Below are 22080 nucleotides of genomic sequence, written 5' to 3'. Positions count from 1 at the left end.
GCGGGGCGTTTACAGGGGCGGCGAGCCGGTGGAATGTCCCGGCCCGGAGGAACCGACCCATGATCCCGTCCCGTCGCTCGCTGCTGCTCGCCGCCGCCGCCGCCCTCGCTGCACCCGCGCCGCTCGCCGCTCAGGGCGCCTGGCCGTCGCGGCCGGTCCGCCTCGTGGTGCCCTATGCCGCAAGCGGCGGCACCGACATCCTCGCCCGCGCGATGGCGGAAGCGCTCCGCCCCTCGCTCCCGCAGCCGATCGTCGTGGAGAACCGCGCGGGCGCGGCCGGCGTGATCGGCTCCGAGACCGTCGCGCGCGCCGAGCCCGACGGCCACACGCTGCTGATGGTGGTCAGCACGCATGTGATGAACCGCTACCACCTGCCCTCGATGCCCTTCGACCCGATCCGCGACTTCACGCCGATCGCCATGCTGACGCGCAACACCATGGTGCTGGTGGCCGGCAGCGCGCAGCCCTTCGACAGCCTGCGCGGCATGATCGACTACGCGAAGCGCAACCCGGGCCGCGTCGGCACCGGCAGCACCGAGGCGCTGTCCTCCTTCATCGGACAGGAGCTCGCCCGCCGCGCGGGGATCGAGACGCCCGACATCGCCTATCGCTCCGGCGGGCTGCTGATGAACGACATCGTGGCCGGCCACCTGCCTGTCGGCTGGACCAGCACGGTCAGCGCCACGCCGCACATGCAGACCGGCCGCGTCCGCATCCTCGCCGTCTCCACCGGCACGCGCACACCCTTCTTCCCCGATGTGCCGACCGCGGCCGAGCAGGGCGTCAGCGACTTCGACCTCTCCGGCTGGGTGGCGCTGCTCGGCCCGCCACGCATGGCCCCCGCCCTCGTCGAGCAGATTGGCGGCGCGGTGCGGCGCGTCTTCGACGACGCGACCTTCCAGCAGCGCCTGGTGACGCTCGGCGTCGAGCGCGACTTCCGCCCCGCCCCCGCGCTGCTCGAGGCGATGCAGCGCGACGACCGCATCTGGGCCGCCGCCGCCCAGGCCGGCCACATCCGACCGCAGCAGTAAGGACCATTTCCATGGCCAACCCCGCCCTCCGCCGGGCCTTCGAGCAGAAGAAGTTCATCGTCGCCCCCGGCATATTCGACATGATCTCGGCCAAGGTCGCCGACGGCATGGGCTTCGACTGCCTCTACGGCACCGGCTTCGGCACCGTCGCCTCGCATCTCGGCGTGCCGGATGCCGGCATCGCGACCTACACGGACATGGTCGCGCGCATGGGCCAGATGGCGCGCGGCGTGAAGACGCCGATGATCGCCGATGCCGACACCGGCTATGGCGGGCTGCTGAACGTCCGCCACACGGTCATGGGCTACGAGGCCGCGGGCATCTCGGGGATCCAGCTTGAGGACCAGGAGATGCCGAAGAAGTGCGGCCACACCCCCGGCCGCCGCGTCATCCCGGCCGAGGAGATGGCGCTGAAGATCAAGGTCGCGGTCGAGGCGCGCAAGAGCCCGGACTTCCTGATCGTCGCGCGCACCGATGCGCGCACCACGCTCGGCCTCGAGGAGGCGATCCGCCGCGGCCGCATCTTCGCCGATGCCGGCGCCGACATCATCTTCATCGAAAGCCCGGAGAGCGAGGAGGAGATGCGCGCCATCGGCCGCGCCATCGACAAGCCGCTCCTCGCCAACATGGTCGAGGGCGGCCGCACGCCCATCCTGCCCGCGGCACGGTTGAAGGAGATCGGCTACGCCATCGCGATCTACCCCGCGGTGGGTTTCCTCGCCGTCGCCGCCGCGCTTGAGCGCGTCTATTCCCACCTGAAGCAGACCGGCGACAGCATCGCCCTCGGCGAGTCCTACGGCTTCAAGCGCATGACGGAACTGATGGGCTTCCCCGAGGTGTGGGAGTTCGAGACGCGCTGGGCCCAGCAGGCCCCGAAGGCCGCGGAATGAGCGCGCTGCCCGGCGTGAAGGCGCTCGTCTTCGACGTCTTCGGCACCGTCGTGGACTGGCGCAGCGGCGTCGCGCGCGACGCGCGCGCCTTCCTCGTCCGCCATGGCCGCGCGGATATCGACCCGCACGCCTTCGCCGATGCCTGGCGCCGGCGCTACCAGCCGGCGATGGAGGAGGTGCGCTCGGGCCGCCGCCCCTTCACGCGGCTCGACGTGCTGCACCGGGAAAACCTCGATGCGGTGCTGCGCGATCATGGCCTCGATCCGGCGGGCATCCCGGCGCAGGAGCTCGACTGGCTCAACCGTGCCTGGCACCGGCTCGACCCCTGGCCGGACACCATCCCCGGCCTGATCCGGCTGCGCGCGCGGCATTTCCTCGCGCCGCTGTCCAACGGCAACATCCTGCTGCTGGCCAACATGGCCAAACGCGCCGGCATCCCGTGGGACGCGGTGCTGGGGGCCGAGGTCGCGCAGGCCTACAAGCCGCAGCCCGAAGCCTATATCCGCACGGCCGAGGTGCTCGCGCTCGCGCCGTCGGAGATGGCGCTCGTCGCCGCGCACAACGGCGATCTCGCCGCGGCGCGCAAGGCCGGGCTGCGCACCGCCTTCGTGCTCCGCCCCACCGAGCACGGGCCCGACCAGACGACCGACACGCGGGCGGAAGCGGACTGGGACGTGGTGGCCGCGTCCTTCGAGGACCTCGCCGAGCGCCTTGGCTGCTGACTACCGGCCCCGGCGGCGCCCTGCGCGCGGCCGGGGCCGGTGTCGCTCACTCGGCCCGGATGTTCCCCTCGCGGATCACGGGCGTCCATTTCTCGATGTCGCCGGCGACCAGGGCGGCGAACTCCGCCGGCGTGCCGGCGACCACCTCCGCCGCCTGCCGCGTCTCGACAAAGGACTTGACCTCCGCGCTTGTGATGATGGCGCGGAAGGCGGCGTTGATCTGCTGCACGAGGCCCGCCTCCATGCCCGCCGGGCCGGAGATGCCGTGCCACGTCATCGCCTCGAAGCCCGGGAACTGAGCCGCGACGGCCGGTACGCCCGGCAGCGAGGGCACGGGCCGCGGCGTGCCGATGGCGATGGCGCGCGCCTGGCCCTGCTGGATGAAGGGCAGCGCCGTGGAGACGGAGGGGAAGGAGAACTCCGTCTCCCCCGCCAGCACGCTGCGCAGCACGTCGGCGCCGCTGCGGTAGTGCACCGCGGTCAGCCGGACCCCGGCCCGCCGCGCGAGCAGCTCGGGCGCGAGATGGGTCACATGCCCCACGCCCGGCGAGGCGTAGGTCAGGCCATCACGCTGCCCCCGCGCGCGGGCGATCAGGTCATCGAGCGTGCGGATCGGCGAGCCCGCCCGCACGATGATGACGATGGGCAGGTTCACCAGATGGATGATGGGCGTGAAGGCGGTGGCGGGGTCGTAGGCGAGGCTCGGCTGCAGCACCTTGCCGATGGCATTGGCGCCGAGGTCGGCCATCATCAGCGTGTGCCCGTCCGGCCGCGACTGCGCGACGAACTGCCCGGCGATGGTGCCGCCCGCGCCCGAGCGGTTCTCGACCACGATGGGCTGCCCGTTGGAATGCGGCCCGAAGGCGTTGGCGACCGCGCGCGAGAGCGTGTCCACCGCCCCGCCCGCCCCGAAGGGCACGATCAGCCGCACGGGTGCGCTCGGCCAGGCACCCTGCGCACGGGCGAGGCCCGGCGCGCCGGCCGCGAGCGCCAGCGCGCCGAGGGCACCGCGCCGCGTCAGCATCCCGGCGGCGGGGGAACGAGTGTGATGGGTCATGCTCCGGCATCCTCCCTTTGGCTTGGTGTGCACATCTCAGCGAGCGCGCCCCGCTGTCAACCGTGCTCTGACGGTGCAGGATGCGCGGACCTGCCAAGGGAGCCGTCATGACCTGGTCCATCGTCGCCCGCGACGCCGCGACGGGCGCCTTCGCCGTCGCCGTCACCACCTGCAATCTCGCCGTCGGCGCCGCCTGCCCCTTCCTGCGCAGCGGCGTCGGCGCCGTCTCCACCCAGTCCATGAGCAACCGCTATCTCGGCCCGGCGGTGCTCGACGCCATGGCGCGCGGCCTTTCGCCGCAGCTCGCGCTCGACAGCGCGCTCGCCGGGGACGAGGGGCGCGGCCTGCGCCAGCTCCATGCCGTGGACGCGGCGGGCCGCGTCGCCGCCTTCACCGGCGCGAACTGCGTCGAATGGTGCGGCTCGGTCGCGGGGGATGGGTTCAGCGTCGCGGGCAACATGCTGGCCAATGCACGGGTCATCGCCGACACCGCCGAGGTCTTCGACCGCCGCCGCGACCTCGCCTTCCCCGAACGGCTGATGGCGGCGCTGCATGCCGGCCAGGCCGCCGGCGGGGACAGGCGCGGCCGGCAATCCGCAGCCCTTCTGGTCACCACCACCGAGGACTTCCCCGACATCAACCTGCGGGTGGACGACCACCCCGATCCGCTCGACGAACTGTCGCGGCTGCTCGCGCTGTGGCGCGTGCAGGCGGAGCCCAGCCTGCCGACGCGGCCCTCGCGCGCCAACCCCGCCGGGCTTACCGACCTTGACGCCATCGAGGCCGGCTGGCGCGCCCGCGGCCTCGACCTGCGCTTCCGGCGCTGAGGGCTTGCGCCTGCGCCGCGCCGGCGGCACTCAGGCGCCGCCACAGGAGGGATGCGCATGCGCCAGCACAGGATTGCCGCCATCGGCGGCGACGGGATCGGACCGGAAGTGATCGCCGCGGGCTGCCGCGTGCTGGAAGCCGCCGCCGCAGCGCAGGGCGGCTTCGCCCTCGCCTTCGAGCATTTCGACTGGGGCAGCGAGCGCTACCGCCGCACCGGCCGCATGATGCCCGAGGACGGGCTGAAGCGCCTGGAAGGCTTCGATGCCATCTTCTTCGGCGCGGTCGGCGCGCCCGACATCCCCGACCACATCACGCTGTGGGAGTTGCGCCTCGCGATCTGCCAGGGCTTCGACCAGTACGCGAATGTCCGCCCCACCCGCCTGCTGCCCGGCGTGCGCGGCCCGCTGCGCGAGGATCTCGGCCGGCAGATCGACTGGGTGATCGTGCGCGAGAACTCCGAGGGCGAATACGCCGGCGTCGGCGGCCGGGCCCATCGCGGCCTGCCGATCGAGGTGGCGATGGATGTCGCCGTCTTCACGCGCGAGGGCGTCGCGCGAATCTGCCGCCATGCCTGCGAGATCGCGATGTCCCGCCCGCGGAAGCACCTGACCGTCGTCACCAAGTCGAACGCGCAGCGCCACGGCATGGTGATGTGGGACGAGGTCTGCGCGGAGGTGACAGCGCAGTATCCCGCGCTGACGGTCGAGAAGATGCTGGTGGACGCCATGACCGCGCGCATGGTGATGAAGCCGGGCAGCGTGGACACCATCGTCGCCACCAACCTGCATGCCGACATCCTGTCGGACCTCGCTTCGGCGCTGGCGGGCTCGCTCGGGATCGGGGCGACGGGCAATGTGGACCCGTCGCGCCGGCGGCCCTCGATGTTCGAGCCCATCCACGGCTCGGCCTTCGACATCACCGGCAAGGGCATCGCCAACCCCTTCGGCGCCTTCTGGACGGCCTCGATGATGCTCGAGCATCTGGGCGAGGAGGCAGCCGCGCGCCGCCTGATGCGTGCAGTGGAGGCGGTCACCGCACGCGGCGACGTGCTGACGCCCGATCTCGGCGGCAGCGCCACCACCGCCCAGGTCACGGATGCGGTGATCGCGGCGCTCGCCGGGGCGAACGCCTAGCGCCTTGCCCGGCGAGGGCGCCTCTCGCCATGATCGGGCGGCGCGCGCGCCTGCACCATCCGCCCTGCGCCGAGGAAGGGGAGCCCTGTCATGGCCGAGACCGCACCCGGCAGCCTCCTGATCCGCGGCGCGCTGCTCGCCGATCCCGGGCTGCGCCGCGCCGCGCCGGCCGATGTGCTCATCACCGACGGCGTGATCCGCGAGGTCGGCACCAACCTCGCCGCGCCGGGCGATGCGCGGGTGATGGAGGCCACCGGCTGCCTGATCCATCCCGGCCTGATCAACGCGCACACCCATGGCCATGGCGGCCTTTCGCGCGGCCAGGGCGACAAGTGGACGCTCGAACTGCTGCTCGCCGCCGCGCCCTGGATCGGCGGCAACCGCGCACTGGCCGACAAGAAGCTGACGACGCGGATCGTCGCGGCCGAGATGGTGCTGAAGGGATGCACCGCGGCCTACGACCTCTACTACGAGTTCCCGCTGCCGACGGCCGATGGTCTCGATGCCGTCGCCGAGGCCTATCACGAGGTCGGCATGCGCGCCGTGATCGCGCCGATGGTCGCCGACCGCACGGTGTATGAGGCCATACCCGGCCTCTACGACGCGCTTCCCCCGGCACTGCAGGCCCGCGTGGACAGGCTCCGCCTGCCGGCCTGGGAACGCACGCTGGACGCCATGCGCGGCGTGCTGGCGAACTGGCGCTGGGCCGGCAAGGACATCCGCGCGGCGGTGGCGCCGACCATTCCGCACCACTGCTCCGACGCCTTCCTCTGCGCCTGCCGGGACCTCGCGCGCGAGCACAAGGTCGGCCTGCACAGCCACATGGGCGAGAGCAAGGTCCAGGCGCTGACCGGCATCCGTCGCTACGGCAGGACGCTGGTCGGGCACATGGACAGCCTCGGCCTGATCGGCCCGGACTTCACCGCCGCGCACGGCATCTGGCTCGACGACGACGACCTCAGGCTGCTGCGCGACAGGGGTGCCTCGCTCGCCCACAACCCGGGCAGCAACATGCGCCTCGGCAACGGCATGTTCCGCTTCCGCCGCGCGCGCGACCTCGGCGTGACTGTCGGCATCGGCACCGACGGCGCCAACTGCTCGGACAACCAGAACATGTACGAGGCGATGCGCTACGCCTCCATGCTGTCCAAGGTTCAGACGCCCGATCCGCGCCACTGGGCGGGCGTCGAGGAGATCTACACCGCCGCGACCGAGGGCTCGGCGCGCGCACTCGGCTTCAGCGACATCGGCGCGATCGCGCCGGGAATGAAGGCGGACATCGTCTTCCTCGACCTCGCCTCGGTCAACTGGATCCCGCACAACTGGTCGGTCAACCAGCTCGTCCATGCCGAGGACGGCACCGGGGTGCGCCATGTCATGATCGGCGGGCGCATGGTGGTGCAGGAGCGGCGGCTGCTGACGCTCGATCTCGCGAAAGTCGCGACGGAGGCCGAAGCCGCGCGCGAGCGGCTCGAGGCCCTGAACGCGGAGTTCAAGGACCTCTACGAGAAGCTGGAACCGGTCGTCGCATCCTTCTGCCCGGCCTTCGCGGCGCAGCCCTACCACCTGCGCCAGTATCTCTGCGACGCGCCCGCCTAGCCCTTGCGAACCATCTTGTGGATCGCCGTGTTGTCCACGGAAGGACCGAGCGCCGCGACCGCCTCGGCCCAGCGTTCGCGGCACAGCGCGAGCAGGCTCGCGGCCACCCCGGTTTCCGCGGCGATGCTGCCGGCGGTGTCGAGATCCTTGCGCATCAGCCCGAGCTGGAAGCCGCCGGCGTAGCGGCCGCTGATGATCTCCTGCCGCGCCTTGGTCTCGGTCGCGATGTTGCGCCCGGAAGAGGCATTCATCACATCGGTCAGGATGCCGAGGTCGAGCCCCAGCGCCTCGCCCATGCGCAGCGCCTCGGCCGTCGCCAGCAGCCCCGCGGCATAGACGAAGTTGTTGAGCGCCTTCATCGCATGCGCGCTGCCGACCTCGCCGGTGCGGATGATCGCCTCGCCCATCGCCCTGAGCACCGCCTCGGCCCTGGCGAAGGCCGCGTCATCGCCGCCGACCATGATCGCAAGCGTGCCGGTCTTGGCCTTGGCCACGCTGCCGGAGACCGGCGCATCCATCAGCGCCGCACCGCGCTCCGCGAGCAATCCGGCGAGCCTGCGCGTCTCGCCGGGCTCGGAGGAGCCCATGTCGATCACGAGCAGGCCAGGCCGCGCCGCGGCGAGCAACCCGCGCGGGCCTTCCATCACCTGCGCGACGATTCGGCTGTTCGGCAGCATCAGCACCACCACCTCCGCGCCGGCGGCGACCGCGGCGGGGTCGGGCGCGAAGGCGACGCTGCCCTCCGGCGCGCCATCGGCCAGCGCCGCGCGCGCCGCGTCCGAGGTGTCGCAGGCCAGCACGCGCAGGCCGCGCGCGACGAGGCAGCGCGACATCGGCAACCCCATCATCCCGAGGCCGATGAAGCCGACAGGTCCGGCTCTTGTGCTCATCCGCGTTCTCCTCCGCTCGCGCCGCGCATGCTCCGCCACCGGCCGGGAGGTGACAAGACGCGCCATCAGCGCCGATACAGGACGCCGGACGCGAAGGGAGTCGTCACATGGCGGAACGGATCGGCCTCGGCATCGTCGGCTTCGGCATCATGGGCGAGCGCCTCGCGCGCTTCGCCGCGGGGCATGAGCAGGTGCGCCTCGCCGGGGTCTGGGATCCCGCGCCGGAAGCCGTGGCGCGCCTCGCCGCCGCCGCGCCGGAGGTGCCCATGCTCGCCTCGGCCGAGGCGGTGATCGCGGCCTGCGACTGCCTCTACGTCGCCGCCCCGCCGCTGTTCCACCTCCCGCACGCGAAGGCGGCCCTCGCGGCGGGCAAGGCCGTTTTCCTCGAGAAGCCGCTGGCGGTGGACCTCGCCGAGGCGCGCGACTTCGTCGCCGCCGCCGAGGCCGCCGGGGCCCGCGCGGCGGTGAACTTCCCGATGGCCTCCTCGCCCGCCGTGGCGCAGCTCACGGCATGGCGCGAGCAGGGTGCGGTGGGCGCGCCGCGCGAACTCGCCATCACCACCGCCTTCGCGGCCTGGCCGCGCTCCTGGCAGCGCGACGCCGCCGCATGGCTCGACGCGCCGCAGCAGGGGGGATTCACGCGCGAGGTTGTCTCGCACTTCCTCTTCCTCACGCGGCGGCAACTCGGCCCGCTCGCGCTCGAGCAGGCGCGCGCCAGCTACCACGCACCGGGCCGGTCCGAACGCGCGATCGCCGCGCGGCTCAGCGCGGGCGGCGTTCCCGTCGCGCTGAGCGGGGGCGTCGGCACGACCCTCGCCGACGACCACAATGAATGGCGCCTGGAAGGCCCCTCCGGGGCGATCCGCCTGCGCGACTGGTCCTTCGCCGAGCGCCGCGCCGCGGACGGCACCTGGTCCGCGGCACCCGATGCGCTGCCGAATGAGCGGATGCGGCCGCTGGTGCTGAAGCGCCAGCTCGACGGCGTGGCGGCCATGACGCGGGGGCAGGCGCACCACCTCGCCACGCTGCGCGAGGCACTCGAGGTCCAGGAGGTGGTCGAGGCGATCCTCGCTCAATCGGCGTAGGGCAGCCCGACATAGTTCTCGGCGAGGCTTGCCTGCGCCGCCGCCGAGCCCGCGAGATAGTCGAGCTCGGCGAGCCGCAGGCGTTCCTCGAAGGCATCGCCGCCGTCGTAGCGGTGCAGGAGCTGCGTCATCCACCAGGAGAATCGCTGCACCTTCCACACCCGGTCGAGGCAGGTGGCGGAATAGGCATCCATCAGCGCCTCCCCCTTGCCTGCGAAGAAGGCCTCGAGCGCGCGGACCAGCACGCGGACATCCGCGATGGCGAGGTTCATCCCCTTCGCCCCAGTGGGCGGCACGATATGCGCCGCGTCCCCGGCGAGGAACAGCCGCCCATGGCGCATCGGCTCGGCCACGAAGGAGCGCATGGCGGTCACGCCGCGCTGCAGGATCGGCCCGGTCTCGAGTTCTCCCTCCTGCGCACCGAGCCGCAAGGCGAGTTCGGCCCAGATGCGGTCGTCGGACCAGGCCGCGAGATCCTCCTCCGGCGCGCATTGCAGGTAGAGCCGGCTGATGGCGGGGCTTCGCATCGTCGCCAGCGCGAAGCCGCGGGCATGCCGCGCATAGATCAGCTCCTCGGACATCGGCCGCGCGCGCGCGAGGATGCCGAGCCAGGCGAAGGGATAGGGACGGTCGAAGACGGTCAGCGCACCGGCCGGGATCGCAGCGCGGCACACGCCATGGAAGCCGTCGCATCCGGCGACGACATCGCATTCCAGGACGTGATCCCGCCCGTCATGGCGGAAGGCGATGCGTGGCCGCGTCGTGGCGATCTCCTGCACGGACACGCCGGAAACCTCGAACAATAGCGGCAGCCCGTCCGCGAGCCGCAGCGCGATCATGTCCTTCACCGCCTCCTGCTGCCCGTAGATGGTCACCGTGCGGCCGGTCAGGTCTGAGAGCGCGATGCGGTGGTCCTTGCCGCCGAAGCGCAGATGCAGCCCGTGATGCACCAGGCCCTCGCGATGCAGGCGAGCGGCCACGCCCGCCACGGTCATCGTCTCGACCGAGCCCTGCTCGAGCAGCCCGGCCCGGATGCGGCCCTCGACATGCGTGCGGGAGCGCGCCTCGAGCACCACGCTCTCGATGCCGCGCTGCTGCAGCATCCGCGCGAGCAGCAGGCCCGCGGGGCCAGCGCCGACGATACCGACCTGCGTGCGCATGCGCTCCGTCCTCCCTGACGCTCAAGGATAACGGCGAGCCGGGCCGCGCCGGCAAGACGCGCATCCCGCCGCGCCGGATGCGGCGCCCAAGCGCGGGCTTGCAGCGAGGGTGCGGCATTCCCTAGGCTCCCCCGGTCAGCAGGGAGATGGGACCATGACGATCTCGCGCCGGCTTCTTGGCCAGGGTTTCGCGGCTGGCACGGCTGCGCTCGCGGCACCTCTCGTCCTGGTCAGGCCCGCGGAGGCGCAGCGCGCCGCGAATACGCTCCGCATCGCCTTCCGCGACGCCGTGCCGAATGTGGACCCCTATTTCAACAGCCAGCGGACGGGTCTCATCATCGGCCACCAGGCCTTCGACGGCCTCGTGCACCGCGATCCGGAGACCTTCCGCATCGTGCCCGCGCTCGCGACCGAATGGCGCTGGGCGGACAGCAAGACGCTCGACTTCACGCTGCGGCAGGGCGTGAAGTTCCACGACGGCAGCCCCTTCGGTCCCGATGACGTGGTGTTCACCATCAACACCATCGCCGACCCGAACACCCGCACCTCGACGCCCTCCAACTACGCCTGGATCCAGGGCGCGGAGAAGACCGGCGAGAACACCATCCGGCTGCACATGAAGCGGCCGACGCCCGCCGCGCTCGAATACGCCGCGCTGGTGATGCCGATCTGGCCCAAGGCCTATCGCGAGCGCGTCGGGCCCGAAGGCTTCTCGCGCGCGCCGATCGGCACCGGGCCCTATCGCTTCACCAGGGTGGACGTGGCCTCGGGCGTCGAGTTCGAGCGCTTCGACGACTACTACCAGGGCGGCCCGAAGGGCCGCCCCGCGATCCAGAAGCTGGTCGCCCGCTACATCGGCGATGCCGCCACCGAGCTTACCGAGCTGCTCGGCCAGCGCGTGGACTGGATCTGGAACATGAACCCGGACCAGATCGCCAACGTCAACCGCATGCCCTATCTCCAGGCGACGCGGCAGGAATCGATGCGCGTCGGCTTCCTGAACCTCGACGCCGCGGGGCGCAGCGGCGCCGGCAACCCGATGACGAACCTCAAGGTCCGGCAGGCGGTCTGGCACGCCATAGACCGCAAGACGATCGCCGAGCGGCTGATCGGCGGCGGCTCGCGCGTGCCGGATACGCCCTGCTTCCCCTCGCAGTTCGGCTGCAACGCCGCAGCCGCCGTGCGCTACGACTACGATCCCAACAAGGCGCGCGCGCTTCTGGCCGAGGCCGGCTTCGCCAACGGCTTCGACATCGAGCTGACCTCCTACGTGCAGCCGAGGCAGTGGTCCGAGGCGGTGCAGAACTACCTCCGCGCCGTGGGGATCCGCGCCAACCTCAACCTCATGCAGGTGGCCGCGCAGATCCAGCGTTCGCAGCGCGGCGAGCTGGCGATGCAGATGGGCTCCTGGGGCTCCTACTCGATCAACGACGTCTCGGCGATCATGCCGAACTATTTCGGCGGCGGGGGCGACGATTATGCGCGCGATGCCGAAGTGACGCGCCTGATCGAGGAAGGCGGCTCGACGGCCGACGAGGCGGCGCGCAAGGCCGCCTACGACCGCGCGATCCGCCTGACGACCGAGCGCGCCTACTGGCTGCCACTGCACACCTATGTCAGCACCTTCGGCTTCCGCCGCGAGCTCGAGTTCCCGACCTTCCCGGACGAACTCCCGCGCTTCTACCTCGCGCGGTGGAAGTAGCCGCGCGCCGCCCGGCGCGACGCGGAACCTACGCGGCGTGCCGGGCCAGGTGGCATTCCACGAGGCCCGCGGCATCCGTCGCGGGCCTCGGCGATTCCGCCGAGCATTGCGCCACCGCCACCGGGCATCGCGGGTGGAAGCGGCAGCCCGGCGGGATATTCGCCGGATCCGGCATGACATCCCCGAGCCCCACATCCGGCACCCCGAGCCCCGGCTCGGGCGTCAGCACCGAGGCCAGCAGCGCGCGCGTGTAGGGATGCCGCGGCGCGGCGAAGAGCCGCTCGCTCTCCGCCCGTTCCACGATCCGGCCGAGATACATCACCGCCACCTCGCTCGCGATGTGCTCGACGACAGCGAGATTGTGGCTGATGAACAGGTAGGTCAGGCCGAGGTCGCGCCGCAGCTCGGCCAGCAGGTTCAGGATCTGCGCCTGGACGCTCACATCGAGCGCGCTGGTCGGCTCGTCGCAGACGACGATGCGCGGCCGCAGCACCAGCGCACGCGCGATCGCCACGCGCTGCCGCTGCCCGCCGGAAAGCTGGGCAGGGAAACGCGCGCCCTGGTCGGACGAAAGACCGACGCGCTCCAGCGCCTCGCCGACGCGACGCTCGACCTCGGCCCGCCCGATGCTGCCCTGCGCGATCAGCGGCATCGCCACGATATCCCGCACCCGGCGCTTCGGATTCAGAGAGGCGAAGGGATCCTGGAATACCGGCTGGATCAGCCTTGCCCGCGCGCGGCGATCCATCTGCGCAAGGCGCTGCCCATCCACCAGCACCTCGCCTGCCGTCGGCGGCAACAGGCCAAGGATCAGCCGCGCCAGGGTGGACTTGCCGCAGCCGCTCTCTCCCACCACGCCGAGCACGCTGCCAGGCGGGACGGAGAAGGAGACGTCGTCCACCGCGATCACGCGCTTCGGCGCCGCGAAGATGCCCTGCCGCACGCGGAACTCCCGCCTCAGGCCGCGCACCTCGATCGCCGCGGTCGCGCTCACGCTGCCGCCTTCCCGTCCCGGCCGGGATCGAGCACGCAGAGCATCTCATGGCCCGAACCGAGATCGCGGCGGGGGATGGTCCCCGCGCAGGCGGGCGTGGCCTCGGCGCAGCGGTCCCTGAAGCCGCAGCCGGTGAAGCCCGGCCGGATGCGCGGCACCACCCCGGGAATGCTGCCGAGCGGCTCGTCGCGCTTCACCTTGCCCGGCACCGGCACGCAGGAGAGCAGGCCGCGCGTATAGGGATGCTGCGGGGCGGCGAAGAGCGTCGCCGTCGGCGCGCTCTCGACCACCTCGCCCGCATACATCACCGAGACGCGGTCGGCGACGCGCGCGACGATGCCGAGGTCGTGCGTGATGAGCAGGATGCCGAGGCCGAGATCCTTCTGCAGGCCCGCGAGCAGCCGCAGGATCTGCGCCTGCACCGTCACGTCCAGCGCCGTCGTCGGCTCGTCCGCGATGAGCAGTTCCGGGTCGCACATCAGTGCCATCGCGATCATCACGCGCTGGCGCAGGCCGCCCGAAAGCTGGTGCGGGAACTGCCCGAGCCTGAGCCCCGGCGCCGTGATCCCGACGCGCGCGAGCAGTTCGGCCGCCCGGTCCACCGCCTGCGCGCGCGGCGTGCCGCGATGCCGGCGCAGCACCTCGGTCATCTGGGACCCCACGGTATAGGCGGGGTTCAGGCTCGTCATCGGTTCCTGGAAGATCATCGCCATGCGGTCGCCGCGCAGGCGCTCCATCTGGCGTTCGCCGTAATGGCCGATCTCCTCGCCGGCGAAGCGCAGCGCGGTCGTCTCCCGCACCGCGCCGCGCGGCAGGAGGCCCATCACCGAGAGCGCGGTGATGGATTTCCCGCAGCCGCTCTCGCCCACCAGGCAATGCGTCTCGCCCTTGTCCAGGCTGAGCGAGGCCCCGCGTACCGCCGCGGTGCTGCCGATGGTCACGCGCAGGTCGCGGATCTCGAGCAGCGCACTCACCGGCTGAGGTCCGTTCCCATCATGTCGCGCAGCGCATCGCCCAGCAGGTTCACGCCCAGCACCAGCACGAACAGCGCGGCGCCGGGGATGATGATCACCCAGGGCTCGAAGAACATGTACTCCTTGGCTTCGGAGATCATGAGCCCCCAGGAGGGCAGCGGCGGCGGCACCCCGAGCCCGAGGAAGGAGAGCGCCGCCTCCAGCAGGATGGCGAGCGCCATCTCCAGCGTCGCGACGACGGCGAGATGCGTCGCGATGTTCGGCAGCACCTCCCGCGTCAGCACCCACCAGCGCGAGACGCCCGCACACCAGGCCGCCGCCACGTAGTCGAGGTTGCGGATCTGCATGGTGGTGGAGCGCGCCACGACGGCGAAGCGGTCCCACAGCAGAAGGCCGAGCACCAGCACGACCAGCATGAAGGAGGACCCGCGCAGCGCGGCCACCGCGAGGGCCACCAGCACCGCCGGGATGGACAGCCGCGTGGTGATGCAGAACACCACGAAATCGTCGATCTTCCCGCCGTAGAAGCCACCCAGGACGCCCAGCGTGATCCCGATCAGGCCGGAGGTGATGACGGTCAGCACGCCGATCACCATCGAGATCCGCGCGCCGTAGATCAGGCGCGAGAGGTAGTCGCGCCCGAGCTGGTCGGTGCCGAGGAAGTTGCGCGGGTCGCCGCCCTCCATGAAGGAGGGCGGCACCAGCCGGCGCTCGAGGTCGATCGCGAAGGGATCGTAGGGCACGATCCATGGCGCGATCAGCGCGATCACCGCGCAGAAGCCGACAATCCCGGCCCCCACCAGGAAGCCCCAGTTGCGCATGAGGCTCCGGCGCGCCGAGCCGGTGACGACCGCCCCGCTCATCCGGTGCGCAGCCGCGGGTCGAGCACCGCGTTCAGCAGGTCGGCGAGCAGCGTCAGCCCGATATAGATCAGCGCCAGCACCAGCACGACCGCCTGCACCACGGGGAAGTCGTTCTTGCTGATGCTCTCCCAGGCGAGGAAGCCCACGCCGTGCAGCGCGAAGACCGTCTCGATGACGACCGAGCCGCCCAGCATGAAGCCGAGCTGCACCGCCGCGATCGAGACGACCGGTATGGCGGCGTTGCGGAAGCCGTGCTTCACCAGGATCGAGAAGCGCGTCAGCCCCTTGGCCCGCGCCGTGCGGATGTAGTCCGACGACAGCGCCTCGATCATGCCCGAGCGCGTCAGGCGCGTCAGCGAGGGAATGGCCGAGAAGGCCAGCACCACTCCGGGCAGGATGTAGCCCTGCCAGCTCTCGACGCCCGAGATCGGCAGCCAGGCGAGCTGCAGCCCGAAGATGATCATCAGCACGAGGCCGAGCCAGAAGGAGGGCATCGCCTGGCCGACCAGCGCGACGATGCCGACGGCGCGATCGAGCATCGTCCCCTCCCGCACCGCGGCGAGGATGCCGAGCGGCAGCGAGACCACCAGCGCGATGCACAGCCCCACGAGGCCGAGCGTCAGCGTCACCGGCATCCGGCCCAGGATCAGGTTCGCCACGCGGTCGCGGAAGAAGTAGCTCTCGCCGAAATCGCCCTGCACCGCACGGCCGAGCCAGTCGAGGTATTGCACCCAGACCGGCCGGTCGAGGCCATAGACGCGACGGATCGTCTCGATGTCCTCGCTCGTCGCGTTCGGTCCCGCGATCGAGATGGCGAGGTCGCCCGACACCCGCGTCAGGAGGAAGGCGAGCGTCAGCACCGTCAGCGCGACGAGGACAGCAACACCCAGCCGTCTCAGCAAGAACAGAAGCATCCCGCTCCGAGCCTAGGCGTCCCGCGCCCCGCCCCGCAAGGCCCGCATCACCACGCGGCCGCCCATCCGTCGCGCCGCGGGTCGGACCCGGCCATGCGCACGCCGTTGTCGAGAAGCCGGATCGCCGCCACGCTGCACGCCGCTTCGAGGTCGCCCACCACCTTCACCTGGTGCCCCCGCTCGCGCAGCCCCGCGATGGTCGTCTCGCCGAAACCGCGCTCGATGGTCAGCACCTCGTCGCCGGCATGCGGGTAGTTGGACTCCTGGCCCGGCTGGCTCGATGTCCAGCGCGGCGCCTCGAGCGCCTGCTGCGGGTCGAAGCCGAAGACGGCGCAGGAGACCAGCACCTGGAAGTTGACCTGCACCTGGTTGTCGGCGCCGGGCGTGCCGAACACCATCCACGGCCTGCCGTCCTTCATGACCATCGGCGCGTTCATGGTGTGCCGCACGCGCCGCCCCGGCGCGAGCGCGTTCGGGTGCCCTTCCTCCAGATGCCAGTAGGACATGCGGTTGTTCAGCAGGATGCCCGTCCGCGCCCCTGTCACGCCGGAGCCGAAGGCGCCGTTGATGGACTGGATGGCCGAGACGGCATTGCCCTCGGCATCCACCACGCAGAAATAGGTGGTGTCGGCCTCCGCCGTCGCGCGCACCGGCAGGCGCGCCGCGCGCTCGCCGATCGCCGCGGCATGGGCATCGCACCGCGCATCGGACAGCAGCGCCGCGATGTCCGGATTCTCACGCCCCGCCTCGGCCTCGCGGTCGAGGAAGGCCCGCTTCTTCGCCTCCACCATCAGGTGCACGAGAGCCGCGCTGCCCCATCCGAGCGCGGCGAGGTCGGAACCCTCGACGATGCGAAGCATCTGCAGCAGCGCGAAGCCCATGGAAGGCTGCGGCGTCTGCCGCACCTCGAAGCCGCGCCAGGGTATCGCGATGGGCGGCGCGCGCAGCGGCGCCACGGCCGCGAGATCGGCCGCCTTCACCAGCGCGCCGGCGTCGTCGAGATCGGCCGCAAGGTCGCGCGCGAGCGCCCCGCGGAAGATCTCCTCCGGCCCGCCGGCGGCAAGCCGCTGCAAGGTCGCGGCAAGGGCCGGCTGGGCGATGATGCTGCCCACCGCAGGTGCTGCGCCGCCCGCCAGCCAGATCCCGCGGCTCGTCGCATCGGCGGCGATATGCGCGCGGTTCTCGCCGATGAAATGCCGCAGCGCGTGGGTCGCGGCGAAGCCCTCGCGCGCCGCCTCGATCGCCGGGCCGAACAGCGCGCCCCAGGGCCTCGCGCCATGCGCCGCGTGCAGCGCGGCGAGCCCCGCCACCTTGCCCGGCGTCTGGATGGAGAGCGGCCCGCGGTTCGGGATCCCGCCTTCGGCCTTGTATCGCGCGACGGTCGCGGCGAGCGGCGCCTGGCCCGTCCCGGCGAAGGTCTCCGCACGCCCGCTCCGCGCCGACCAGTGGTGGTAGAAGCCATCCCCGCCGAGGCCGGACATGTGCGGCTCGACCACGCCGAGGGTCAGGGAGATCGCCACCGCCGCGTCCGCCGCCGTGCCGCCCGCGCGCAGGATGTCGAGCCCGGCCGCGGTCGCGACCGGATGGTTGGTCGCCACCGCGCCGCGGCGGCCCATGATCAAGGGGCGATGCGCCCGGATCCCCTCATAGGCCATCTGCCTGCCCTCCCGCCTTCGTCCGGAAGGGCACGGTAGCCGCACCGCGCCGGAAGGCCAGCCCCCGGCGCGCCGGGCTCAGCGCGCCTGGGCCGCGACGCGCATCGCCGCCGGGGCGGGCAGCTCGATCTCGATCGCGAGGGTGGACATGTCCCCGCCGCGGTCGAGATTGACGTTCACCTTGCCCGGGTCGATCGCGACATAGCGCGCCACCACGGCCACGAGTTCCTGCTGCAGCTTCGGCAGGAAATCCTCGCGCGTGCGGCCGATGCGCTCATGCGCCAGCACGATCTGCAGGCGTTCCTTGGCGGCGGCGGCGCTGGCCGGCTCCTTGCGCTTGCCGCGGAAGAAGTCGATCCAGGACATCAGGCGGCCCTCCCCCCGAACAGGCGCTTGAACAGACCCTTCCTTTCGGGTTCGAGGAAGCGGTGCGGCTTCTCCTCGCCGAGGAAGCGCGCGACGGCATCCGCATAGGCCTGGCCGGCGTTGCTCTCGCCGTCCATGATCACGGGCGTGCCGGTGTTGGAAGCGCGCAGCACGCTCTCGCTCTCCGGGATCACGCCGAGCAGCGGGATCGAGAGGATCTCCTGGATGTCCTCGAGCTTCAGCATCTCCCCCCGCTCGACGCGCGCGGGGTCGAAGCGGGTGACGAGCAGGTGCTCCTTCACCGGATCCCGCTTCTCCTCCGCCCGCTTCGAGCGCGACTGCAGGACGCCGAGGATGCGGTCCGAATCCCGCACGCTCGAGACCTCGGGGTTGGTCACCACGATCGCCTGGTCGGCGAAGTAGAGTGCGAGCAGCGCGCCCTTCTCGATGCCCGCGGGGCTGTCGCAGAGGATGTAGTCGAACTCCTTCGCCAGCTCCTCGATGATCTTCTGCACGCCCTCCTTGGTCAGCGCGTCCTTGTCCCGCGTCTGGGAGGCGGGGAGGATCGAGAGCGTCTCCACCCGCTTGTCGCGGATCAGCGCCTGGTTCAGCCGCGCCTCGCCCTGGATGACGTTGACGATGTCGAACACCACCCGCCGCTCGACCCCCATGATGAGGTCGAGGTTGCGCAAGCCCACGTCGAAGTCGATGACGACGGTCTTCTTGCCCCGCTGCGCGAGCCCGGTGGCGAAGGCGGCGGAGGATGTGGTCTTGCCCACGCCCCCCTTGCCCGAAGTGACGACGACGACCTGTGCCATGTCCCCTGCCTCCTCGAATGCCTCTCAGCCGATCGGGTCGAAGCGCATGCGCTCGCCGGTGAGGCGAACCTGCACCGCGCGGCCGATCGGCGCCCCCGCGAGCCCCTCGCGCACCGCGTAGTAGCCGGCGATGGAGATGAGCTCGGGGTCGAAGTTCTGCGCGAAGATCCGCGCCTCGGCGTTGTCGCCGCCGCCGGCGATCGCCCTGCCGCGCAGCGCGCCATAGACGTGGATGTTGCCGTCGGCGATCACCTCGCCGCCCGCATTCACCGTCGCGGTCACGATCAGGTCGCAGCCCTGCGCCCAGACGCGCTGGCCCGCGCGCACCGGCTGGTCCACCACCATGGTCGGGCGCATGGCGCCGGCGGGCTGCGGTGGAGGCGGCGGCGCGGAGGCGGGCGGCTCGGCCGGCGCGGCGGCGGTGGGTGCCGGCGCGGGCTCCTCGCTCTCCTTGCCGCCAGCGCTGCGGATGGGCGGCAGGCCGTAGGCCATCGCGGCGTTGCGCATCTCGGGCGTGCCGCCAGTGGTCCCGATCGGCACGATCTCGAGCCCCCGCAGCCCGGCGATCAGGCCGGGAAAATCCACCTGGTCGGGCGGCACCTCGAGGTCGGCGAGGCCCAGCACCACCGGCGCGAAGCGCAGGAAGCCCGGCGCGCGGCGGAACTGGTCGCCGATCGCCGGCACCACCGCCTCCGGCCGCGGATCGAGCAGCCGCAGCACGAGCAGGTTGAAGTTCGCGCCGCGCAGGCGGAACGGCTCGAGGCGGGGCGGTGTATCGGGCCGAGGCGCGGCGGACATGGGGCTCCAGAAGCGTTCATCCGGGGGGGACGGAACCATACGGATTGTGTCCGATGAGGCCGCCACACCACCAGATATAGCGTTGTCACGAGTCCCGGCGAAGGGCGCGGCGTGGCGCTCCTGTCCGGGCAAGGCCTTATGCCGCGATCCTCCCAGGACATGCCAGCGGCGAATCGGCGGGTCTGGTGCGCCCGCCATGCGTTGCGCAGGATGGCCCCATGCAGCCCACAACCCCGAGCAAGCCCCGCCCCGCGCGGGAGCATCGCGATCCGCGCACCGGAACCCCGACATGAGCAGGACCCGCGGCACCCGCGCCGACTACCGCTTCTTCCTCACCATCCCGACGCGCTGGATGGACAACGACGTCTATGGCCACGTCAACAACGTCACCTACTACTCCTGGTTCGACACGGTGGTGGCGCGTTTCCTCACCGACACCGGCTTCCTGCACATCCCGACCGCGCCGGTGATCGGCCTCGTCGTGGAAACCCAGTGCCGCTACTTCGCGCCCATCGCCTTCCCCGACGAGGTGACGGCCGGGCTGCGCTGCGGGCGGGCGGGCAACACCTCGGTGCGCTACGAGATCGGCATCTTCCGCAACGGGGAGGACAGCGCGAGCGCGGAGGGCCACTTCGTCCATGTCTATGTGGACCGCGCGACGCAGAAGACGCCGACGCCATTGCCCCCGCTGCTCCGCGGCGCGCTTGCCGGGATCACCCTGCCCGCTCCCGGCTGACTTGCGTCGCCGCCGCGCCGGCGCGATCTAGGCGCGAACCCGACGGAGACGATCCATGAGCCAGCCTCCGGCGCCGCTGAAGCGCCTTGCCATCCTCGACGACTATCAGGGTGTCGCGATGTCCATGGGGCCCTGGGAACGGCTCGCCGGGATGGAGATCACGGCGTTCCGCGACACGCTGACCGACCGCGAGGCTCTCGTGCGGCGCCTCGAGCCCTTCGACGCCATCCTCGCCATGCGCGAGCGCACGCCCTTCCCGCGCGCCTTGATCGAGCGCCTGCCCAATCTGCGCCTGCTGATCACCACCGCCGCGCGCAACCGCTCCATCGACGCCGCGGCCTGCGCCGAGCGCGGCATCGTCTTCTGCGGCACGCCCTCGCACGGCGACCCGACGGTGGACATCACCTGGGGCCTCATCATCGGCCTGATGCGCGACCTGCCGGCGCAGCAGCAGGCGCTGCGGGAGGGGCGCTGGCAGACCTCGGTCGGCACCGCGCTGGAGGGGCAGACGCTCGGCGTGGTCGGCCTCGGCAAGCTCGGCGGGCGCGTCGCGAAGGTCGCGCAGGCCTTCGGCATGAAGGTGATCGCCTGGAGCCAGAACCTGACGGAGGAACGCGCCGCCGAGATCGGCGCACAGCGCGTGGACAAGCAGACGCTGTTCCGCGAGGCCGATGTCGTCACGCTGCACCTGATCCTCTCCGACCGCTCGCGCGGCATCGTCGGCGCCGAGGATATCGCGCGCATGAAGCCCACGGCCTTCATCGTGAACACCTCGCGCGGGCCGCTGATCGACCAGGACGCGCTGATCGCGGCGCTGAAGGAAGGCCGCATCGCCGGCGCGGGGATCGACGTCTTCGACACCGAGCCGCTGCCGCCGGGCCACCCGATCCTGTCGGCGCCGAACACCATCCTGACGCCGCATCTCGGCTACGTGTCGCAGCAGAACTACCGCGCCTACTACGCCGGCTGCGTCGAGGCGATCGAGGCCTTCAACGCCGGCGCGCCGGTGCGCGTCATCGCGCCGTGAGCACGCCCTACGCCTTCGCCGAGGGCTGGCGGTACTGGTCGCAGAAGGAACGCGACGACGCCTACGACAACACCGGCATGGTGCCCGACAGCGCGCAGCAGATCGCAGCCCGCAACGCCGCCTCCGCCGCCTTCCGCGCCGCCCATGCCGGGCATCTCGACATCCCCTACGGCGAGGCCGGGCGGGAGAAATGGGACCTCTACCCGGGGCGCGACGCCGGCGCCCCCTGCCTCGTCTTCATCCATGGCGGCTACTGGCAGCGCAACCGGCGCGAGGATTTCGCCATCATGGCCGAGGGCGCGCTCGCCATGGGCTGGTCGGCCGCGCTGCCGGGCTACACGCTGGCGCCCGAGGCCTCGCTGACGACCATCGCCTGGCAGATCAGCCGCGCGCTCGATTGGCTGGCGGCGCATGGCGCGGCGCACGGCATCGGCGGGCCGATCGTGGTCTCGGGCTGGTCCGCGGGCGGGCATCTCGCCGCGCTCGCCGCCGAGCATCCGGCGGTGACCGCCGCCCTCGCCATCTCGGGCATCCACGAACTCGCCCCGATCCGCGACACCATGATCGACGAGAAGCTGCGCCTGACCGAGGCCGAGGTCTCCGACCTCTCGCCGATACGCCGCCCGGTGGCGCGGAAGCCGATGGCCATCGCCTATGGCGGGCACGAACTGCCGGAACTGCGCCGGCAGTCCCGCGTCTTCCACCGCGTCCGGGCCGAGGCGCAGGCGCCCGGGCCGCTCATCCCCATCCCCGGCGCCGATCATTTCCGCGTGCTGGAGGCGCTGCGCCGCCCGGACGGCGTCCTGCTCCGCGCCGCGGCGGAACTGCTGCGGTGAGC

Annotated in this window: 22 protein-coding genes; 11 read left to right on the top strand and 11 right to left on the bottom strand. The window is 71.7% G+C overall.

Annotated features, from left to right (window positions below):
- The first annotated feature begins 59 nt into the window (after window positions 1–59).
- The 3 genes from FHS88_RS09430 to FHS88_RS09420 are packed head-to-tail and all read left to right on the top strand — an operon-like array spanning window position 60 to window position 2643.
- A complete protein-coding gene (locus FHS88_RS09430) occupies window positions 60–1031 on the top strand; it encodes a Bug family tripartite tricarboxylate transporter substrate binding protein (protein WP_184483889.1) in 972 nt (323 codons plus the stop codon).
- 11 nt (window positions 1032–1042) lie between these two features.
- Window positions 1043–1921 carry an isocitrate lyase/PEP mutase family protein gene (locus FHS88_RS09425; RefSeq protein WP_184483887.1) on the top strand — a complete coding sequence of 293 codons (879 nt, stop codon included), beginning with the start codon at window positions 1043–1045 and terminating at the stop codon, window positions 1919–1921.
- The gene (locus FHS88_RS09420; RefSeq protein WP_184483885.1) at window positions 1918–2643 is read left to right on the top strand and encodes a haloacid dehalogenase type II; all 726 of its coding nucleotides are present in this window, start codon (window positions 1918–1920) and stop codon (window positions 2641–2643) included. Before FHS88_RS09425 ends, FHS88_RS09420 begins: the two co-directional genes overlap by 4 nt.
- A gap of 46 nt (window positions 2644–2689) precedes the next feature.
- On the opposite strand, the gene FHS88_RS09415 is transcribed toward FHS88_RS09420, so the two are convergent.
- A complete protein-coding gene (locus tag FHS88_RS09415; RefSeq protein ID WP_184483883.1) occupies window positions 2690–3700 on the bottom strand; it encodes a Bug family tripartite tricarboxylate transporter substrate binding protein in 1011 nt (336 codons plus the stop codon).
- Between the two features lie 107 nt (window positions 3701–3807).
- Between FHS88_RS09415 and FHS88_RS09410 the strand changes: the two genes are divergently transcribed.
- The 3 genes from FHS88_RS09410 (at window position 3808) to FHS88_RS09400 (ending at window position 7260) form a co-directional block, all read left to right on the top strand.
- A complete protein-coding gene (locus FHS88_RS09410) occupies window positions 3808–4527 on the top strand; it encodes a DUF1028 domain-containing protein (protein ID WP_184483881.1) in 720 nt (239 codons plus the stop codon).
- 57 nt (window positions 4528–4584) lie between these two features.
- Window positions 4585–5661: a tartrate dehydrogenase gene (locus FHS88_RS09405; RefSeq protein WP_184483879.1), complete on the top strand. Its 1077-nt coding sequence runs from the start codon at window positions 4585–4587 to the stop codon at window positions 5659–5661.
- Window positions 5662–5751: 90 nt separating this feature from the next.
- Complete coding sequence (locus tag FHS88_RS09400; RefSeq protein ID WP_184483877.1) at window positions 5752–7260, top strand: amidohydrolase family protein; 1509 nt, start codon at window positions 5752–5754, stop codon at window positions 7258–7260.
- Here the strand turns inward: FHS88_RS09400 and FHS88_RS09395 are convergent.
- On the bottom strand, window positions 7257–8150 hold the full coding sequence (locus FHS88_RS09395; protein ID WP_184483875.1) for an NAD(P)-dependent oxidoreductase: 894 nt from the start codon (window positions 8148–8150) through the stop codon (window positions 7257–7259). The two genes, FHS88_RS09400 and FHS88_RS09395, sit on opposite strands and share 4 nt — an antisense overlap.
- Before the next feature lie 107 nt (window positions 8151–8257).
- On the opposite strand from FHS88_RS09395, the gene FHS88_RS09390 reads away from it, so the two are divergent.
- Complete coding sequence (locus FHS88_RS09390) at window positions 8258–9235, top strand: Gfo/Idh/MocA family protein (protein ID WP_184483873.1); 978 nt, start codon at window positions 8258–8260, stop codon at window positions 9233–9235.
- On the opposite strand, the gene FHS88_RS09385 is transcribed toward FHS88_RS09390, so the two are convergent.
- Window positions 9223–10395: a 4-hydroxybenzoate 3-monooxygenase gene (locus FHS88_RS09385; protein ID WP_184483871.1), complete on the bottom strand. Its 1173-nt coding sequence runs from the start codon at window positions 10393–10395 to the stop codon at window positions 9223–9225. The two genes, FHS88_RS09390 and FHS88_RS09385, sit on opposite strands and share 13 nt — an antisense overlap.
- A 154-nt stretch (window positions 10396–10549) precedes the next feature.
- Between FHS88_RS09385 and FHS88_RS09380 the strand changes: the two genes are divergently transcribed.
- Entirely contained in the window at window positions 10550–12097 is a 1548-nt protein-coding gene (locus FHS88_RS09380; protein WP_184483868.1) for an ABC transporter substrate-binding protein, read from the top strand.
- A gap of 28 nt (window positions 12098–12125) precedes the next feature.
- Here FHS88_RS09380 and FHS88_RS09375 read toward each other — a convergent pair whose 3' ends face one another.
- The 8 genes from FHS88_RS09375 to minC all read right to left on the bottom strand — a co-directional run bounded on the left by FHS88_RS09375 (window position 12126) and on the right by minC (window position 19479).
- Entirely contained in the window at window positions 12126–13091 is a 966-nt protein-coding gene (locus FHS88_RS09375; protein ID WP_184483866.1) for an oligopeptide/dipeptide ABC transporter ATP-binding protein, read from the bottom strand.
- Window positions 13088–14065, bottom strand: a complete 978-nt coding sequence (locus FHS88_RS09370; protein ID WP_184483864.1) for an oligopeptide/dipeptide ABC transporter ATP-binding protein — start codon at window positions 14063–14065, stop codon at window positions 13088–13090. The genes FHS88_RS09375 and FHS88_RS09370 overlap by 4 nt, the downstream gene beginning before the upstream one ends.
- A complete protein-coding gene (locus tag FHS88_RS09365) occupies window positions 14062–14928 on the bottom strand; it encodes an ABC transporter permease (RefSeq protein WP_184483862.1) in 867 nt (288 codons plus the stop codon). The genes FHS88_RS09370 and FHS88_RS09365 overlap by 4 nt, the downstream gene beginning before the upstream one ends.
- Window positions 14925–15830, bottom strand: a complete 906-nt coding sequence (locus FHS88_RS09360) for an ABC transporter permease (protein ID WP_246419758.1) — start codon at window positions 15828–15830, stop codon at window positions 14925–14927. The genes FHS88_RS09365 and FHS88_RS09360 overlap by 4 nt, the downstream gene beginning before the upstream one ends.
- A 59-nt stretch (window positions 15831–15889) precedes the next feature.
- Window positions 15890–17497, bottom strand: coding sequence for a gamma-glutamyltransferase family protein (locus FHS88_RS09355; protein WP_184483858.1), 1608 nt, complete (start codon window positions 17495–17497; stop codon window positions 15890–15892).
- A gap of 78 nt (window positions 17498–17575) precedes the next feature.
- On the bottom strand, window positions 17576–17863 hold the full coding sequence (gene minE, locus FHS88_RS09350) for a cell division topological specificity factor MinE (protein ID WP_184483856.1): 288 nt from the start codon (window positions 17861–17863) through the stop codon (window positions 17576–17578).
- On the bottom strand, window positions 17863–18681 hold the full coding sequence (gene minD, locus FHS88_RS09345; protein WP_184483854.1) for a septum site-determining protein MinD: 819 nt from the start codon (window positions 18679–18681) through the stop codon (window positions 17863–17865). Before minD ends, minE begins: the two co-directional genes overlap by 1 nt.
- A gap of 24 nt (window positions 18682–18705) precedes the next feature.
- A complete protein-coding gene (minC, locus tag FHS88_RS09340) occupies window positions 18706–19479 on the bottom strand; it encodes a septum site-determining protein MinC (RefSeq protein WP_184483852.1) in 774 nt (257 codons plus the stop codon).
- Between the two features lie 289 nt (window positions 19480–19768).
- On the opposite strand from minC, the gene FHS88_RS09335 reads away from it, so the two are divergent.
- The 3 genes from FHS88_RS09335 to FHS88_RS09325 are packed head-to-tail and all read left to right on the top strand — an operon-like array spanning window position 19769 to window position 22078.
- Window positions 19769–20215: an acyl-CoA thioesterase gene (locus FHS88_RS09335; RefSeq protein ID WP_184483850.1), complete on the top strand. Its 447-nt coding sequence runs from the start codon at window positions 19769–19771 to the stop codon at window positions 20213–20215.
- A 55-nt stretch (window positions 20216–20270) separates the two neighbouring features.
- Window positions 20271–21242 carry a D-2-hydroxyacid dehydrogenase family protein gene (locus tag FHS88_RS09330; RefSeq protein ID WP_184483848.1) on the top strand — a complete coding sequence of 324 codons (972 nt, stop codon included), beginning with the start codon at window positions 20271–20273 and terminating at the stop codon, window positions 21240–21242.
- Window positions 21239–22078, top strand: coding sequence for an alpha/beta hydrolase (locus FHS88_RS09325; protein WP_338146485.1), 840 nt, complete (start codon window positions 21239–21241; stop codon window positions 22076–22078). The genes FHS88_RS09330 and FHS88_RS09325 overlap by 4 nt, the downstream gene beginning before the upstream one ends.
- Window positions 22079–22080: the final 2 nt, after the last annotated feature.

It is taken from the genome of Neoroseomonas alkaliterrae (genome assembly GCF_014199195.1).
In the GTDB taxonomy this organism is placed as follows: Bacteria; Pseudomonadota; Alphaproteobacteria; order Acetobacterales; family Acetobacteraceae; genus Neoroseomonas; species Neoroseomonas alkaliterrae.
The sequence above is the reverse complement of the archived record's forward strand: the minus strand, read 5'-3'. Positions and strand labels throughout refer to the sequence as shown.

Excerpts from the sequence above, each read along its gene's own strand:
- FHS88_RS09430 (WP_184483889.1), top strand. The coding sequence starts at position 60 with ATGATCCCGTCCCGTCGCTCGCTGCTGCTCGCCGCCGCCGCCGCCCTC.
- FHS88_RS09425 (WP_184483887.1), top strand. The coding sequence starts at position 1,043 with ATGGCCAACCCCGCCCTCCGCCGGGCCTTCGAGCAGAAGAAGTTCATC.
- FHS88_RS09420 (WP_184483885.1), top strand. The coding sequence starts at position 1,918 with ATGAGCGCGCTGCCCGGCGTGAAGGCGCTCGTCTTCGACGTCTTCGGC.
- FHS88_RS09415 (WP_184483883.1), bottom strand. The coding sequence starts at position 3,700 with ATGACCCATCACACTCGTTCCCCCGCCGCCGGGATGCTGACGCGGCGC.
- FHS88_RS09410 (WP_184483881.1), top strand. The coding sequence starts at position 3,808 with ATGACCTGGTCCATCGTCGCCCGCGACGCCGCGACGGGCGCCTTCGCC.
- FHS88_RS09405 (WP_184483879.1), top strand. The coding sequence starts at position 4,585 with ATGCGCCAGCACAGGATTGCCGCCATCGGCGGCGACGGGATCGGACCG.
- FHS88_RS09400 (WP_184483877.1), top strand. The coding sequence starts at position 5,752 with ATGGCCGAGACCGCACCCGGCAGCCTCCTGATCCGCGGCGCGCTGCTC.
- FHS88_RS09395 (WP_184483875.1), bottom strand. The coding sequence starts at position 8,150 with ATGAGCACAAGAGCCGGACCTGTCGGCTTCATCGGCCTCGGGATGATG.
- FHS88_RS09390 (WP_184483873.1), top strand. The coding sequence starts at position 8,258 with ATGGCGGAACGGATCGGCCTCGGCATCGTCGGCTTCGGCATCATGGGC.
- FHS88_RS09385 (WP_184483871.1), bottom strand. The coding sequence starts at position 10,395 with ATGCGCACGCAGGTCGGTATCGTCGGCGCTGGCCCCGCGGGCCTGCTG.
- FHS88_RS09380 (WP_184483868.1), top strand. The coding sequence starts at position 10,550 with ATGACGATCTCGCGCCGGCTTCTTGGCCAGGGTTTCGCGGCTGGCACG.
- FHS88_RS09365 (WP_184483862.1), bottom strand. The coding sequence starts at position 14,928 with ATGAGCGGGGCGGTCGTCACCGGCTCGGCGCGCCGGAGCCTCATGCGC.
- FHS88_RS09355 (WP_184483858.1), bottom strand. The coding sequence starts at position 17,497 with ATGGCCTATGAGGGGATCCGGGCGCATCGCCCCTTGATCATGGGCCGC.
- minE (WP_184483856.1), bottom strand. The coding sequence starts at position 17,863 with ATGTCCTGGATCGACTTCTTCCGCGGCAAGCGCAAGGAGCCGGCCAGC.
- minD (WP_184483854.1), bottom strand. The coding sequence starts at position 18,681 with ATGGCACAGGTCGTCGTCGTCACTTCGGGCAAGGGGGGCGTGGGCAAG.
- minC (WP_184483852.1), bottom strand. The coding sequence starts at position 19,479 with ATGTCCGCCGCGCCTCGGCCCGATACACCGCCCCGCCTCGAGCCGTTC.
- FHS88_RS09335 (WP_184483850.1), top strand. The coding sequence starts at position 19,769 with ATGAGCAGGACCCGCGGCACCCGCGCCGACTACCGCTTCTTCCTCACC.
- FHS88_RS09330 (WP_184483848.1), top strand. The coding sequence starts at position 20,271 with ATGAGCCAGCCTCCGGCGCCGCTGAAGCGCCTTGCCATCCTCGACGAC.